The sequence below is a fragment of the Microcystis protocystis FBCC-A270 genome, assembly GCF_050500235.1.
In the GTDB taxonomy this organism is placed as follows: Bacteria; Cyanobacteriota; Cyanobacteriia; order Cyanobacteriales; family Microcystaceae; genus Microcystis; species Microcystis ichthyoblabe_A.
This window is the reverse complement of record NZ_CP191407.1, coordinates 3,177,742-3,193,774: the sequence shown is the minus strand read 5'-3', so window position 1 is coordinate 3,193,774 and position 16,033 is coordinate 3,177,742. Positions and strand designations below refer to the sequence as shown.

General features: G+C 41.0%; 13 protein-coding genes and 3 pseudogenes. 8 read left to right on the top strand and 8 right to left on the bottom strand.

Annotation, left to right across the window (positions count from 1 at the left end; genetic code table 11):
* Positions 1-42: 42 nt before the first annotated feature.
* A protein-coding gene (locus ACQY1X_RS15480; RefSeq protein WP_430014850.1) for an ISAzo13-like element ISMae28 family transposase occupies positions 43-1,265 on the bottom strand; the annotation gives its coding sequence in 2 pieces (ribosomal slippage) (positions 43-785 and positions 785-1,265; 1,224 coding nt in all).
* A 355-nt stretch (positions 1,266-1,620) separates the two neighbouring features.
* Here ACQY1X_RS15480 and ACQY1X_RS15475 point away from each other — a divergent pair.
* Positions 1,621-2,418 (top strand): annotated as a pseudogene (locus ACQY1X_RS15475) (IS4-like element ISMae7 family transposase); the annotation flags it as partial.
* Positions 2,419-2,452: 34 nt separating this feature from the next.
* Here ACQY1X_RS15475 and ACQY1X_RS15470 read toward each other — a convergent pair.
* The 4 genes and pseudogenes from ACQY1X_RS15470 to ACQY1X_RS15455 form a co-directional block, all read right to left on the bottom strand.
* A protein-coding gene (locus ACQY1X_RS15470) for an ISKra4-like element ISMae18 family transposase (RefSeq protein ID WP_420064666.1) occupies positions 2,453-3,504 on the bottom strand; the annotation gives its coding sequence in 2 pieces (ribosomal slippage) (positions 2,453-3,348 and positions 3,348-3,504; 1,053 coding nt in all).
* 93 nt (positions 3,505-3,597) lie between these two features.
* Positions 3,598-3,996, bottom strand: a pseudogene (locus ACQY1X_RS15465) (transposase family protein); the annotation flags it as partial.
* A gap of 293 nt (positions 3,997-4,289) precedes the next feature.
* Entirely contained in the window at positions 4,290-5,636 is a 1,347-nt protein-coding gene (locus ACQY1X_RS15460) for a CHAT domain-containing protein (RefSeq protein ID WP_430014849.1), read from the bottom strand.
* Between the two features lie 195 nt (positions 5,637-5,831).
* Positions 5,832-6,620 (bottom strand): acetyl-CoA hydrolase/transferase family protein, encoded by a 789-nt coding sequence (locus ACQY1X_RS15455; RefSeq protein WP_002735669.1) that lies wholly within the window; start codon positions 6,618-6,620, stop codon positions 5,832-5,834.
* 62 nt (positions 6,621-6,682) lie between these two features.
* Here ACQY1X_RS15455 and ACQY1X_RS15450 point away from each other — a divergent pair, with 62 nt between their 5' ends.
* From ACQY1X_RS15450 to ACQY1X_RS15440, 3 genes and pseudogenes are all read left to right on the top strand, one after another.
* Positions 6,683-7,549, top strand: coding sequence for an IS5 family transposase (locus tag ACQY1X_RS15450; protein WP_430014848.1), 867 nt, complete (start codon positions 6,683-6,685; stop codon positions 7,547-7,549).
* Between the two features lie 379 nt (positions 7,550-7,928).
* Entirely contained in the window at positions 7,929-8,924 is a 996-nt protein-coding gene (locus tag ACQY1X_RS15445) for a glycosyltransferase (RefSeq protein ID WP_069475512.1), read from the top strand.
* Between the two features lie 234 nt (positions 8,925-9,158).
* Positions 9,159-10,064, top strand: a pseudogene (locus ACQY1X_RS15440) (Npun_R2821/Npun_R2822 family protein).
* 161 nt (positions 10,065-10,225) lie between these two features.
* Here ACQY1X_RS15440 and ACQY1X_RS15435 read toward each other — a convergent pair.
* Together ACQY1X_RS15435 and ACQY1X_RS15430 are read right to left on the bottom strand one after the other, a co-directional pair.
* A complete protein-coding gene (locus ACQY1X_RS15435; protein ID WP_002738029.1) occupies positions 10,226-10,516 on the bottom strand; it encodes a DUF3288 family protein in 291 nt (96 codons plus the stop codon).
* A gap of 2 nt (positions 10,517-10,518) precedes the next feature.
* Positions 10,519-11,196: a hypothetical protein gene (locus tag ACQY1X_RS15430; RefSeq protein ID WP_430014847.1), complete on the bottom strand. Its 678-nt coding sequence runs from the start codon at positions 11,194-11,196 to the stop codon at positions 10,519-10,521.
* Positions 11,197-11,495: 299 nt separating this feature from the next.
* On the opposite strand from ACQY1X_RS15430, the gene ACQY1X_RS15425 reads away from it, so the two are divergent.
* The 3 genes from ACQY1X_RS15425 to ACQY1X_RS15415 all read left to right on the top strand — a co-directional run bounded on the left by ACQY1X_RS15425 (position 11,496) and on the right by ACQY1X_RS15415 (position 14,113).
* On the top strand, positions 11,496-11,708 hold the full coding sequence (locus ACQY1X_RS15425; protein ID WP_002735306.1) for a hypothetical protein: 213 nt from the start codon (positions 11,496-11,498) through the stop codon (positions 11,706-11,708).
* Between the two features lie 138 nt (positions 11,709-11,846).
* Positions 11,847-12,737 carry an indole-3-glycerol phosphate synthase TrpC gene (gene trpC, locus ACQY1X_RS15420; protein ID WP_002736464.1) on the top strand — a complete coding sequence of 297 codons (891 nt, stop codon included), beginning with the start codon at positions 11,847-11,849 and terminating at the stop codon, positions 12,735-12,737.
* A gap of 221 nt (positions 12,738-12,958) precedes the next feature.
* The gene (locus tag ACQY1X_RS15415) at positions 12,959-14,113 is read left to right on the top strand and encodes a pyridoxal-phosphate-dependent aminotransferase family protein (RefSeq protein WP_103111880.1); all 1,155 of its coding nucleotides are present in this window, start codon (positions 12,959-12,961) and stop codon (positions 14,111-14,113) included.
* Between the two features lie 200 nt (positions 14,114-14,313).
* On the opposite strand, the gene ACQY1X_RS15410 is transcribed toward ACQY1X_RS15415, so the two are convergent.
* Positions 14,314-14,391, bottom strand: coding sequence for a DUF4351 domain-containing protein (locus ACQY1X_RS15410; protein ID WP_223212305.1), 78 nt, complete (start codon positions 14,389-14,391; stop codon positions 14,314-14,316).
* 298 nt (positions 14,392-14,689) lie between these two features.
* Here ACQY1X_RS15410 and ACQY1X_RS15405 point away from each other — a divergent pair, with 298 nt between their 5' ends.
* A complete protein-coding gene (locus ACQY1X_RS15405; RefSeq protein ID WP_002776296.1) occupies positions 14,690-16,033 on the top strand; it encodes an adenylosuccinate synthase in 1,344 nt (447 codons plus the stop codon).

Here is a 16,033-nt window from a genome sequence, read left to right as displayed (position 1 = left end):
ATCAAATACAGTTTTTAGCTAACCATCTTAGTTAACTACAAACTAGGTCTTATCATAATAAATATCAATAAACCATTGCCCCAAATCGGGAAAGTCTTGATTCGTTGATTCTGTGAGACGTTCGATTTTTTCTTCGATTTTTTCCATGGCTTTTTTAGTAAGCTTTACTCCTTTTTCGTAAGTTTCAGTAATCAACTTAACAATCGGGTGTTTTCCTTTCCAAGTCATAGTTTGGGCGAATTTCAAAGCTGTTTCGATTTCATCTAAAATACTCCCATTCCAATGGTTTTCTAACACAGCCCAGGTTCGTTCAATAGGATTATATTTACTATGGTAGGGGGGATAGTAAGCTAAACGTATATTAACTTGATATTTTTGGGAAAACTCAACTATACGTTTCATAAACTGAGTTCGTCTCGAATTATTTTCTGATCCATTATCTTGATTAATTATCAAAGTTTTAATTTTCTCAAAACGAGATTTTTCAGATTCCCAGAAATCCTCTAATATATCAACAATAAAGTCACTGGTGACTGTGGAGGTAGTGAAATAAAAAAACAACTCATCAAATTCTGGAATAAATATTCCGTAAGGGGTTAGGGTTGTTTTCGGATTAAAATCATGATCGTTTGTTTCGACAGTTATTCTATTTTTACCTCCTCGATCAAACAGTCCAATATTAACACGGGCTTTGGCATCTAAACTAAGACGTAACATCGTAGGGTCTTCATCCGCTTCCCGATTAATGTTAGCTAATTCCTCAAAGATTGCCTCGGTTTCTGGAATTTTTTTTGAGGTAAAACTTTAGCGACTCTTTTCAGACGATAACCTAAGTTATTTAATTTAACCCGAATAGTTTCCTCGCTCGGTAAATCCTCATCACTGTACCCATATTTAGAGATTAATTGCTTTCGGACTTCGGCCGCACTCAGTCTCACATAAAGCCTTTGGCTTTTAAAACTTGGGTCAGTTTGGCTTTGAGAATCCACTAAATTTTTGATGTTTTCCAATAGAAAAGGTAAATGTTCTTCTGCTTTTTTCCGCCCCTTAGCTGAATGATTATCAACACAAATAATGCCTCTTTTTAGTTCTTTAATTCCTTTACGAATAGTAGTTCGATTCCAGCCTAACTCCTGTGCAGCAAGGGTTTGTCCCCCATAGCCTAATTCTAAGACTGTTTGCGCCATGAATCTTCTTTTAGCTGCACCTTTTAATTGAAGTGCAGTTTCACTGAGCAATTTCTTGAGGGAATCAGTTAATTCCATATATTCTTAAAAAGAAAAACTTGATTAATAATGTACAGGATTAATTCTACTACAAAATTGGAAGGAGGGGGCAACCATCGATCCCTACCTCCCACACTCCGAGAATGATTATTATTCTTGAGAATGAATAGTTTATTTTTTGGAAGTCCCTAAGTAGGTAGGCGTTAAAAATTATCAGATGCCCCCCTTATTAAGGAGGGATTAAGGGGGGACTAAGGGGGGATCGGCACCCCCCTTATCAAGCTATCCATTAGTCAGATCTTTCTTAACAAAAAGAGAAGAAACTTAAAAAAAGGGGAAACGATTGATAGGTATAGTTTTGAAAGAAGGAATTAAGGTGGAGGTAAGCAAAAAAATGGAGAAATGGGCAGCCCAAGAATTACAGTATGCAGACCTAGGGGACACCAGAAGAAAGAAAAGGTTAATCAGTATCGTAGAAAACTTGGCCAGCCAACCTAGTACAAGTGTGCCACAAGCTTCGGGAAATCTAGCCGCAGCGAGTGCCACCTACGACTTTTGGAATTCCCCCTATTTTCACCCCTCAGATATAATTGCCGCCCAAGCCAAAAGTACAGTAGAAAGAATCAAAGAACATCCAATAGTTTTGGCAGTGCAAGACACAACAAGTTTAGACTTTACGACGCAAAAAGCCAAAAAAGGAATGGGTTATCTAGATTATAAAAGATCCTTTGGTCTCAAAGTTCATACCACCTTAGGAGTGTCAGCGCAAGGAATACCTTTAGGACTGATTAATCAATATGTCTGGGCAAGAGAAGAAAAGAATTTAGGGATTGCCAAGCAACGCAAAAAAAGAGAAACCGAAGAAAAAGAAAGTCAAAGATGGTTAGATTCTTTGTCAGAAACACAACAACAAATACCCGAAGAAATTCAAGTAGTAACAATCGGAGATTGTGAGGCAGACATATTTGATTTATTTGCCCAATCAAGAAGTCCTAACTCTCATTTATTAATCCGAGGAACTCATAACCGAAAAGTTAACTATCTCGAAGACAAGCAAAAGTCAGGGCATCCAGAGCCTAAATATTTACATCAATCCATCAGAGAAATAAAAGCCTGTGGTAGCCTAGATGTGCAAGTAAAACGCAATCCTAATCACGAGGCTAGACTAGCTAAACTAACAGTTAGATTTGCCGGGAGCATCCCAGTTTTGCAATGAGTAAAAATACTCAGGCAATATCGCCGTTGAGATAAGCACAACGTAGCTTCAAATACTGAGGAACATTCTCTGCTTTCCATTGTGCTCCCACAATTTTCATTCTTGCACCTATTTGCTTAATCTTTGACTCTACACTTCCAGAACCGATGCAAATCCCTTGTGATTGATAGAGTTCGTAATTGGGTATTCTTTCTCGATGTTTATCGACATATTTGGTGAAATTTATAGCCTGTTTCTTTTTGCATCCCTCTAATTCCTCTAAAACTCTTTTCACCTCTCCTTTCCATAAATTCTCTTTGATTCTATTCAGACGCTGGTTTGACCCGCCTATTTTATTCATATTCTCTACTAAATGATACCAATCCAATATTTCTCTCCTTTTAACACCGATTTTCTCCATCAGATTCCACACCCCATCATGACCATCTCCTAAACAGGTGACTACCTCTGTTAAGGGCTGACGGTTCACCCATTCCAGTAATTCTTCATTTTGCTGAAAAAATCCCGCACATTCTTGACCATGCAGACTTACTGCTTTGTAATCTCGACCTTGACTCGGTTGTCCTTTGGGCGTTCTGATTCTGACTTTTCCGACCTCTACACTCAATGCTTCTACCGGACTCTTTGCTTCTGCTTCCTCAAATTTATATCTTTGTACAAGCCTCTGTTGACTACTGCCTGAAACTGCCATTCCTGTCGCCATTTTGATATCTTTTTCCGCATCTTCAAAAGAGACTTTAGCCACTGCTCCTAAGCAACATTTCTCCAGCATGGGACTTAATCGATTATTCTTGCTTAATCCTAGTTTATCGGCTTGTTTCTCGCTTATCTTGACTTTCCCTATGATACTGCTTACGCTTTTGGTTCGCCCTGCTTGGGTTCCTGTTGCTGATTCAAAAAAAAATTGCCTATGGCAGGACCCAATGTAGTCAGCCAATGGTCTCGCAGGGCGGTTTCAATGCCCTCAAAGCTACGTAGTTGTTCTTCTGGGGTATTATCGACTAGAATTTGAGCAATGGCTTTTAAATGTTGATCTAGTTGTTCTTTTTGGTCTGTATTCATGATTCTACCGTTTAATTGTTTCTCTTTATTTTGCCTTAGCTAACGTTTTTAGTCTCTAAGCATTTATACTTATTGCAAAATTGGGATGCTCCCCTCTATCATTCTTTGAATCTCTTCTTCCGTTACGTCATTTCTTCGGCTAACATTTAAAATATCTCCTTCTTTTAATTGTTCGAGTATATTCTCGGCTAGTCTTTTCGTATAGGTTCGTTTCTTGGCGACAAAATCTAACTCTTCGCTAAAGGGTTTCTGACAATTACCGCACTTAAATTGACGACGATTAACTTGTAGGTACACTGGTTGACCTGAGAGCGGTAAATCTTTGACTAAATGTCGATGATTTTGGTGAAGTTTATCGCTCTCTAACCCACAACGAGGACAGGCTGCTTTTTTATTTTTCGATTCGATTTGGAAAACTATACCGATATTTTCTAGGTGTCGATAGCCTTGAATACAGGTTCCTTGTAGGTTCAAAAATTTGTCAAGTATCATAAGTAAAATAATCTCGTTTGGCTCTTCTCGGCTTTGTGTGATAAGTTTTGCTTATAGAATCGTGAAATGCTTACTGGACAAGACTTTTAAGACTATTTTGCAGAAGAAACTATCAGTATAGACCTCGTTTCCACACAGAAACCAGAAGAGCCCTCGTTTTTGGCTATTATATCAAATCTTAACTCGATTGTCTATCTTTTGGTATTAACCTATTTGTGCCTTAAGTCCTTTCCTGTATGAATTTCAGCTACTTTTGAGCGTAGTTGCTCTCATCGAATTTTATTTTAAGTTAATTATTTGCATAACAATTCCCGAAGAGCCTTAATTAGGTTAGATTCATCAATTTGTCGCCACCAAAGAATCTTTTCATAATCAGGTAATCTATCCCACATTCGAGAAGCAATGCTACTTTTACCCCATCCCCCCATTCCGTGAATTAATACCCCTACTTTGTTATAATCTGTTTTTAGAGTTCGTAAACAGTTTTGTAATTGACGACGACGACCTACAAACTCCTCTCGACTGGCTACCCTTAAACGATTTTCATCATCCCTAAATTCTAAGGTTGTAGTCGGTTTTGGCAGTTGTTTCCGTCCCTTTGTTCTTAAGGGAGTCACTAAGGCTTGGGGTAAAGTATTGCTGATATATAATCGTAATTTATGCCAATCTCGTGCATTTTGCTTAATTAAAGATTGATAGGTAGATGCGATCGCTTTTGCCACCGTTTCCCCTTGGGATAACTCCCAATACAAGCGACTTGCCGCCTCAGTAGCATCCTTATCGCGGACATTTTGACCCCATCCTAAAACAGCAGTTGCACCCAGATTCAATAATTCTTCAGCCATCGAGGGAACTACACCATCACTAGCATAACCTGTACGGCAACCAGAGAGGAAAATTAAGGGAGGTAAAGGGTATCTTAATGCTGTAGCAATTTCTGATGTATTACTATAAACTAAACCCCCATATTCGTCTTCAGTAAGAAAGCAAGGTTTTTCATTTTGATGGGTTGCATGACCTGTTAAATGGAAGATATCAAAGTAATTTTTCTCATATTCCCCAACCACATAACTCAACTCAGTTAAACAACCACTTTCTTCTACTCTCAAATTAGCAGGAGTGCGTTTTGTTGCTTCTAAAATTTGCCCTTCTTCTGCTTCATAATCTAATTCGGGTTCAACATCTAAGGGAGAAGTTGCCATAAATAGCACATTTAAAGCACGATTTTTGGGTTGAGTTACTATTACAATTGATTGACTATTAGATACCCATCTAATAGGGATAATAGGGGGTTGTTTTTCTACTAGGAAACATTGACCATCATGTAATAATTCCCACGGTAGATGGGCAAGTCCCTTATCTGCCGCAATGGCAATAATCAACCCTTGTTGCTGAGATTCCTTGAGCGCATTGGCTAAAAGACGGTTATTCCCATCCAACCAATGATAGAGTTTTTGTCCTGTAATGGCATAATCTACGGGAATACGGGTATAATAATTCGTCTCTGCTTGGTTGCCTAAATCTTTAATTTCAGCCAGAGGGAGTCTGCGTTCTTCATATTGATTAGGATTGTCCCAAAAATAGCGTAAAGAGACATAATCCGAGCCTTGAGGCGTTAAGCTAATATGAAGGATTTTCATGTACCTAATCCTCTGGCGGTAAAGCTAACACAGTCTCAGTAATAGCATAATAGCCGATGAATGTCAAGCACAGGGTAATCGTATGAAGAACCTTACATTTTATACAAAACGACGTGCGATTACCCTGTAAAATCGAGAGCCTTCAGTCCAACATTGTAATTGCTCATTACTTAGTCCTAATCTGAATAAAAATCACTAGATCAAGTGCATTGACTTGGCAGCGGCGGTGAGTTCGTCTCGAAACGCTGGATCCGCTAGTCCGATCAAAGACTCCGCCCTTTCGGTTGAGGAGAGTCCCTTGAGATCGACAACACCGTTTTCAGTGACCACATAGTGAACATCGGTGCGGGGTGTCGTGACCGGCCCAGAAAGCCGAGGAACGATCTTACTGATCTTGCCATCCTTGATTGAAGACTGGAAGGCGATGAAGGACATACCGCCCTTCGAGGCATAGGCCCCCTGGACGAAATCCAACTGGCCACCGGTCGAGGTAAACTGATGACCGCCAACATATTCCGAATTGCAAGCTCCGGTTAAGTTCATTTCAATTGTGGAATTTACCGACACCACATTGTCATTTTGGGCAATCACAGCCGGGTCATTCACATAATTGACGGGATGACTTTCCAGCGAGATGTTGTCATTGATGAAGTTGTAGAAAGCTTCATCTCCCATGGCAAAGGTGAAGACAGATTTGCCCAGGTTGATTTTTTTCCATTTGTTGGTGACAACACCGTTCTGAATCAGGCTTGCTAAAGCAGGAACGAGTACCTCAGTATGAATGCCGAGATCCTGCCAATCCATTAGCGCCTCGCAGACTCCGCTAGGTACTCCACCTACGCCGATTTGCAGACAGGCGTGTTCAGGAATTCGTTCTGCAATTAACTGGCCAATCTTCCTCTCTTGCTCCGTGACCGGTCGAGGTTTCAGCATTGGCAACGGAACATGATGTTCTACGATGGTATCTACTTCGGAAATATGCAATAGATCTCTTGCATAAGTCTAGACAAAATAGGATAAAATAGTCCAAGAGTTAAGATTGAAAGATGACTTACGAACAAGTAAAAACTTTAAAGCCAACAGAGTTCAAACGCTTGTGTGGCGTGTATCCAGATACATTTAAGGATATGGTAACAGTCCTAAAGGCAGAAAAAGTTTGGCAAAAAAAGACAGGTAGACCTAGCAAATTGAGTACGGAAGACCAACTACTAATAACACTAGAATATTGGCGAGAATATCGCACCTATTTTCATCTGGGAAATAGTTGGGGTATTAACGAATCAACGGCGTATAGAATTGTTAGGAAAGTAGAGAATATTCTCATCAAATCAGGTCTGTTTAATCTACCGAAAAAAAAAGCCCTCTTAGAAAGTAATAGTGAAATAGAAGTAATAGTGGTGGATGTGTCAGAACAGGAGATAGAAAGACCCAAAAAAAAACAGAAATCATACTATAGTGGCAAGCAGGGATACCACACATTAAAGTCGCAAGTCGTTGCCGATCTCGCGCAGCGAGCGCGTTGCGACCAAAAAAGCGAGCAGGTAATCTGTGTCCGTTGTGAGAAAGGAAGAGTCCATGATTTTCGACTGTGGAAAGAGAGCAAAATAAGGTTAAATAAGAAAATAGAAATATTAGGGGATAAAGGCTATCAAGGAATTCAGAAGCTCCATCAAAACAGTCAAATTCCTCATAAAAAAAAGAAAAAAGAAAAACTAAGTAAAGAGCAAAAAAAAGCCAATCGTCAGTTATCACAACGGCGTATAGTTATAAAATATATTCATCGTCGTCTCAAAATATTTCGGATACTTTCATCAAGATACAGAAATCGCAGACGGCGATTTGGTCTGAGATTGAATTTGATTGCTGGTATCTACAATTACGAACTTCGTTACCGACAAAAGGATATATCTTGATTACTTTTGCAAGAGATCTAATCATTTAAGTTCAAAAAATAGCGATTTTTCGAGTATTTATACTTAGGCGATCTCCGTGTTCTAGGTCATAGAATCTCTAGTTCATTTTTCATCCGAATAAAAATAGAGTAATTAAGTATTAAAAACCCCTTGCTAATATCAATGGATATATAAGGTTTCTCACGCCTGTGTGGCACAGTTTAACCTTTGCTGATTAAATTTTTCGACATCGATAATGTACCTCTTGGGAACAGGAAAAGCTATAGTATAATATCTATGCTCGATCGACTATTGCCTTTAGATACCTCACACCTTAATAATTAAGCATAGAATAGCCGAGTCTCCAGACTACCGCTTAACCAAAACCTCTATTATACCGATGAGAAACCTCTATTTTCTCTTGCCCGGTACTACTTCTCCCTTTGGTGGGGGTGGACTGTGGGCAGAAATGAAAACCGTCAATTTAGCTAGTCAAATTTGTAGTGCCCAGATTGTGACTTATCGTCAAAAAGAGTTAAATTATCTCTTTTTAGAGGATATACTCGCGAAAATAAACTCAGATGACAGTATTTTTGTGGTTAGCTGGGGTTTTGATCTGCCTAAACTGGTGCCAAGATTGCGATCGCATAATATCATTTATCATGCCCATAGTACAGGTTACGGCTTCCGTTTACCCTCCCAAATACCAATTATAACCGTTAGCCGTAATACTATGGGTTATTGGGGGGAAAAGGCTCCTAATGCTCTGATTTACTATCTTCCTAATCAAATTGGCTCAGAATTTCTCAATTTAGGATTAGAAAGGGATATCGATGTTCTAGTACAGGGGCGTAAATCCTCAAAGTATCTTCTCAATCGTCTAGTTCCCGCCCTCCGTCCCCACTGTCGCCTTAAGGTTTTAGATAGCTATGTGGAGGATTTAGTGGGATTATTCAATCGTAGTCGGGTTTATCTCTACGATTCGGCTGAATATTGGGCTGTAAACGGTTTAACGGAAGGTTTTGGCTTACCGCCCCTGGAAGCTTTAGCCTGTGGTTGTACGGTATTTTCTAGCGTCAATAGCGCCCTAGCCGATTATCTCGATCCCGGTTTCAATTGTCAAAAAATCGGGGCCTATTCCACTCAATACGATCTGGAACGTATTCTTAATTATGCCCGTAATTTTCCCGTTAATTCTTTACCTGCTAATTTTATCGATGATTATCATCCCGAAAAATTATTACCACGTTTTGAAACAATTTTAAGAGAAATTAATGATTTCTTTGATATTAAAAAACGCTATCCGGCTGATATAGAAGGTTTAGAACCCCTGCGACTTAAAAAATTATGGATGCAGAGTTCTCTGGCTAAACTTAAGAAAAAACTGTTTAAGTAGCAGTGATCTTTCCTTCATTATTCGCCAATTCAAAAATAAAACGCATCAATTTTAAGAGTTGACAGAGAAAGATCGATCGGCTATTCAGTTATCAGTGATCAGTTATCAGTTATCAGTGAACAGGGATATCGGGAGAAAAAAGCTGATGGCTGACTCCCCAAAAGGAAAACTTTCTACTTCACCATTAAGATAACTGCTATATAATTATTTCTAACTCTTACCCCCAGGATATTTATGAAGCGAGGAATTTACATTACCGCTAATGATCGAGTTATCGAGCAGGCGCTCGCATTAATGAATAGTATTCGTTTGTACGATCCCGATTCTCCCGTCATCTTGATTCCCTACGACAATAATTATCAAAAAATTGCCGATTTATTGTCCGAAAAATATGGCGTTATTCTCTATCCCGATCTGCAATTAGTGGAAGAATTAGCCCAGAAAATCTATGATATTTTTGGAGAAAAATTCTTTGCTCGTCCCAATCAATTTCGCAAGCAGGTGTATTGGTTTGGAGAATTAGATCAATTTCTTTATATCGATACGGATATCGTAGTTTTTGAAAAAATAATAGATAATCTAAATTTCCTCGATACCTAAGATTTTCTCTGCTGTGATTACCAACACAAAAAAGGGATTACTGATGTCTTTAATCCGATTGTTTTAGAACAAGGAATCTTCACAGAAAATGATCTAAGTGGAATGTTTAACGGTGGTTTTTGGGCTAGTAAAAAGAATCTGTTCTCAGAACAGGAATTATATAGTGCTTTTCAAGAATGTGCCGCTCATCCAGAATATTTTGATTTTTCTCAAAAAACCTCCGATCAACCGATTATTAATTATACCATTCTCAAACGAGTTCCCAATCGATTTAATATTGTCCGCGCTCCGGGTTGTCAAGCGGGAAATTGGGGGGGAAGTTCTCATTTTCAACCTCAGGGGAATATTTTAATCGATCCGAGATTAAATCAGCCCTTAAAATATTTACATTGGGCAGGAATTCGCATTGAACCGGGATGTCCCTACTGGGATATCTGGAGATATTATCGTTATCTAGATGATCCTAATCCCCCCGCAGATCCGCCAGCAAGCAAACCAAAAAATCCTTTTCAGAGATTATTAGATAAAATCAAATTATAGGTTTTATTTTTGGTGCATCTCCTATTTGTGACTTTCTCTCACATATAGGCGAGCAGCAGAAGTTATTAAAAGAGGGCGAATGCAATTCGCCCCTACAATAATATTATTTTCTGAGATAAGGTGAAAGGGAAGAAGTGTTTTTTTCAACCCTATAGCTTAATTTAACTCCAATCCTGTTGCTCCTCGCTTTGGCGAATTTGATACACTTGTCCATGACTGTGCAGTTGTCGAGTTTTTGCCCATAAACTAGCTTCATCTAACTGCCATTTTTCTAGGATTAAATCTAAATCTCTTTGGATTTCTCTTGCCCCCGGAAAGTTTTGATAACGTATGCGTAAACGAGCGCATTCAGCTAAGTTTAAATCATTAGGTTCTGATTGCAGCAGCTGATCAACAATCGGGCGATCAATTCTTTCCTGTGGATGTTGTTGTTCTTGGTTTTTACTAGCCATAATTAATCGAACCAACCGATATCGGAATCCGTTAACTCTGTGGGGGTAGGAGTTGGGGCAATATAACGGACTAAAGTTGCCATTTCAAAGTTATAAAGACTGGGTTTCTTCGGCGCAGGTTTGGTAATTGCTGACGGTTCAGGCGTGGGGGTGGGACTATTTTCTAGGGTTTTAATTTGATTATATAGTTTTTCAATTAACTGTTTTTTCTCGGTTAATTCCGTCTGGGATTGACTTAATTGACTCGATAATTTTTCAATTAACTGTTTTTTCTCAGTCAGTTCTATTTCTGTTTTACTTAATTGACTCGATAATTTTTCAATCAACTGTTTTTTCTCGGTTAGTTCCGTCTGGAATTGACTTAATTGACTCGATAATTGTGCCACCAAAGTGGTTTTTTCCGAGAGGACAGATTCTAACTGCTCGGTCTGTTGTTGTAACTGCTGTAACCTGACAGAGAGTTCCAGATGTTCTTGGACTTCTTTTTCCAGAGAAATAACCTTTTCTTGGAGAGTTTGCTGATTTTTCTCAGTTTTTTCTAATTCTGTTGTCAAGTCGTTAATTTTTGCCTGTAGGGTGGCGTTAGTTTCCTTCGGACGTTTGGGAGAAGGAGAGGTTTGGGATTCTACCTCTTTATTAGCTTCTGTACGGATGAGATCGTTTAAATTACCTTTGGTCATAAGCTGTGCAAATAGGATATTACGATAGAATCGGATACTGTCCAGAAATCTGTTGGTTTAGGCAATCGATAATTATTCGCCCGATATACAAGCTTGATTAAGCTGGGGAATTGTTCCATAGGTTTTATTTTATAGCTTGAGGTCGATCGATCCCTGTCCATTTAAGGAATGAGAACAAATACCTAAATCTCAGTTTCACCAGTAAGATTCTAAATTTTTCTGTAGTTAATGATACGGAATAGCAAATTTGTGTCAGACTAAAGGTAGAAGTCGATCGCACCTGTGGCAGGGATAAATTTATGAATATTGAAGAAAAAGCACGTCTTAATCTAACCCAAGAACGACAAGCAGAAGGAATGCTCGAAGAGAATGTCTTAACTCGTACAGAGGAGCTTTTAGGGGAAGGAGAGGCAGAAACTGCGAAAGCGCGGGTTTTATTAACTGAAAATCGTCAAGAAGACGAAAAACTCCAAGATAAAATTTTAGAACGTTCGATCGAAGCTATGCAATAGCCTTTCGGTGAAGACTGGGAATATCCACAGAAGTAGAGTTAAATGTCTGTAGAGACGTGGTTTTCCCCGTCTCTATTTCAATCCCCGATAACTAATCACTGTTACACTAATCACTGTTAAGCTCTGGACAGTGAAAAAATGCAGATCCGAAGAAAACACCCCAATCCTGCCGTTAAAGTTGAGAGTTTGAGTTATGTGGTGAAAGTGCCAGAGGCACAACCGCAAAATATTTTAGAAGAAATCGTTTGGCATAAAGAGATCGAAGTCGATAAATTGCGCGAAAGGTTGCCTTTATTGGAATTACGCCAAAAAATAGCCAATACTGCGCCACCTTGCGACTTTTTAGCCGCTTTAAAACAGGGTAAAACCCAACCCGCTTTGATTGCCGAAGTCAAAAAAGCTTCTCCTAGCAAGGGAGTTATCCGCGAAGATTTTGATCCTGTAGCGATCGCCCGTACCTATGAACAGGGAGGAGCCACTTGTTTATCGGTTTTAACCGATAGTAAGTTTTTTCAAGGTAGTTACGAAAATCTTAGCCTCGTCCGGCAAGCGGTATCTTTACCCCTATTATGCAAAGAATTTATCCTTTATCCCTATCAAATCTACTACGCTCGCTCTAAAGGAGCCGATGCTGTTCTTTTAATTGCCGCTATTTTAAGCGATCAAGACCTAGCATATTTTGTCAAAATTGTCAAGGGTTTAGGGATGACAGCTTTGGTAGAGGTGCATAGTCTGGCCGAATTCGATCGAGTGTTAGCCATTGAGGGAATCGAACTAATCGGCATTAATAACCGTAATTTAGAGACATTTACAGTCGATTTAGACAATACTCGCCAATTACTAGAAGCTAGAGGCGAAAAGGTGCGAGAAAAAGGTATTCTGATCGTCAGCGAATCGGGATTAAACACAGCAACAGATCTGGCGAAAGTGAAGCAAGCGGGAGCAAATGCGGTTCTAATCGGCGAATCTTTGGTAAAACTGCCCGATCCTGCCGTCGGTATCCAGAAATTGTTTGAAAATCGGGAATAGGAGTTAGGAAGTGGGGAGTCGGAATGATGAATTATAAATTACGAATTATGAAGTGGGGAATTGGGGAGAAAAAAGCTAACTCCTGCCCCCTGCCGACCGCCCCCTGCTTCCTGCGATATAATCAGAGTTTGCCAAATCTTAAATCAACCCCTCAGAATTGATGCGATCGAGATTTGGTTTTTTATCTTTGTTAAATATGGCCCAACGAGAGAGGACGAACCATGGAAAATAAAAATATGTTGATGATTCCCGGCCCCACACCGGTGCCGGAAGCGGTATTATTGGCTATGGCTAAAGCACCGATAGGTCATCGGACCGGTGCTTTTAGCAAGGTAATCGCCGAATTAACCGAAAATCTTAAATGGTTGCATCAAACCAGTGGCGATGTCTTAATGCTAACCGCTTCGGGAACCGGTGTCATGGAAGCGGGAATTATTAATTTTCTCAGCCCCGGCGATCGAGTTTTGGTGGGGGATAATGGTAAATTTGGGGAACGTTGGGGGAAAGTCGCGAAAGCCTACGGCTTAAATGTGGATGTAGTTAAGGCAGAATGGGGTAAACCCCTAGATCCAGAAGCATTCACCGCTAAACTGACCGAAGACAAGGAAAAAGCCATCAAAGCGGTAATTATCACCCATTCAGAAACTTCCACCGGGGTTCTCAATGACTTGGAAAGCATTAACAAAGCGGTAAAAGACCACGGGGAAGCTTTAATTATCGTCGATGCTGTCACCAGTTTAGGAGCTTATCATATTCCCATCGACGAATGGGGTTTAGATGTGGTCGGTTCTGGTTCCCAGAAAGGTTATATGATTCCTCCCGGTTTAGGTTTTGTTTCCGTAAGCAAAAAAGCTTGGAAAGCCTACGAAACCGCCAAACTGCCCCGTTTTTATCTAGATTTGGGCAAATACAAAAAAGCCACCGATGAGGATAGTTCCCCCTTTACCCCCCCAGTTAACCTGATGTACGGTTTACAAGCTTCTCTGCAAATGATGAGAAGGGAGGGATTAGCGGCAATTTTCGCCCGTCACCAACGCTTAACGCAGATGACGCGGGCGGGTATGCGCGCCCTGGATTTGCCCCTCTACGCGGCGGATTCCTGGGCTTCCACGGCGATTACTGCGGTAGCCCCCACTCTAGTAGATGCGGAAAAAATTCGTTCGACTCTCAATAAAAAGTTCGACATCGCTGTGGCTGGTGGTCAGGATCACCTCAAGGGTAAAATCTTCCGTATCGGTCATTTAGGTTTTGCTAGTGAGAGGGATATCCTCACGGTTATCGCTGCCATTGAAGCGACTTTAATCGAGTTAGGTGTCGAAAGTGTCACCCCCGGCGCCGGTGTGGCTGCGGCTGCCTCGGTGATGGTGCAGGGTTAATCTTAGGTTTGCTTTTCCCCTTCTCCCCCTATCCATTAGTCACATCTTTCTTAACATAAAATTTGACAAAGAGAGAAAAGTGTGCAGGATGGCTCAAGGGGGTTCTCTGGGGGAACTGATTTGATCAGATAGCTTCCAAGTCTCGCTGATATTATGTCATCTTCCCAGTCCCAACCAAATAGTTTTAACACCAGGTTCACCTACAGAAGCGATCGCACCCATTCCTCTAAATCTCCCGCTTTGGTAAAATCTAACAAAGCTTCTCCTAAAGCTTCCAGTTGATTAATTGAGAGAGATTAAATTTGCGATCGCCTCTTATTCCAGAAAACGGGTTTCTTTGAGAAACCCGTTTTCTATGGATCTTGAGGCAGAGGGACTAAAGTCTCGCGGCATAGTTTCCCTTGGAAAAAGAACGCTGCCCCAGGGCAGAGCAACAAGAAAAAGGTAAATAGGGTGAATAAACGTGGTGAAGGACGACGAAATAAAGCCATAACTAAATCAATAATGCTCTTGACAAAATATCTATCCAGTGTGGATAATGGTAGTTTGTGTGAACTTTAGCTAGACTAAAATACCTTGGCTAACGTTATTGTAATCGGCGCTCAGTGGGGCGACGAAGGAAAAGGAAAAATCACGGATCTGCTGAGTCGATCGGCGGATGTGGTGGTGCGTTCTCAAGGTGGCGTAAATGCGGGTCATACCGTCGTCGTCGATGAACAAACGTTCAAACTCCATCTAATTCCCTCTGGGATTCTCTACCCGGATACGGAATGTATAATCGGCTCTGGAACAGTCATAGATCCCTCGGTGTTACTCAAAGAGATGGCGCAATTACACGCCCTCAATGTTACTACCGACAATCTCTATATCTCGCAAACGGCTCATGTCACTATGCCCTATCACCGGCTGCTCGATCAAGCATCCGAGGAAAAACGGGGGAAATATAAAATCGGCACCACGGGAAGGGGTATCGGCCCCACCTATGCCGACAAATCCGAGCGCATCGGTATTCGAGTCATCGACTTGATCAATACCGAGAATCTGCAGCAAAAACTAGAATGGACGATCAATTATAAAAACGTCATTTTAGAAAAGTTATATAACTTACCGCCTTTAGATCCGAAGACGGTGATCGAGGAATATCTAGAATATGCCGAGAAACTGCGTCCCCATGTGGTCGATAGTTCCTTAAAAATCTACGAAGCAATCCGCAAGCGTAAGAATATTCTTTTTGAAGGGGCCCAAGGCACCCTACTCGACCTCGATCACGGAACCTATCCCTACGTTACCTCCTCCAATCCGATCGCCGGGGGTGCTTGTGTGGGTTCTGGCATCGGTCCGACGGTAATCGATCGAGTGATCGGTGTGGCCAAAGCTTACACCACTAGGGTAGGTGAAGGTCCATTTCCGACGGAATTAGAGGGTGATGTCGAGCAGTTATTATGCGATCGTGGGGCGGAATTCGGGACTACCACCGGCCGCCGTCGTCGCTGCGGTTGGTTTGACGCGGTTATCGGTCGTTACGCAGTGCGAATCAATGGTTTAGACTGTCTAGCGATCACTAAATTAGATGTTCTCGATACCCTAGAGGAAATCAAAGTCTGTGTCGCCTACCAATTGGACGGCAAAACCTGTCGCCATTTACCCAGTAGTGCGGTGGAATTCGCCCGTTGTCAACCGATTTACCGAACGATGCCGGGGTGGCAACAACCCACCAGCGCTTGTCGGAGTCTGGAAGACTTGCCCAAACAGGCCCTCGATTATCTAAAATTCCTAGGGGCGATCATGGAAGTACCGATCGCTATTATCTCCCTAGGAGCTAGTCGCGACCAAACTATTATCGTTGAAGATCCCATTCACGGACCCAAACGCGCTCTTTTGGACGAAAATGGCTCGCCTTGGGATAATTACGAATTTTAA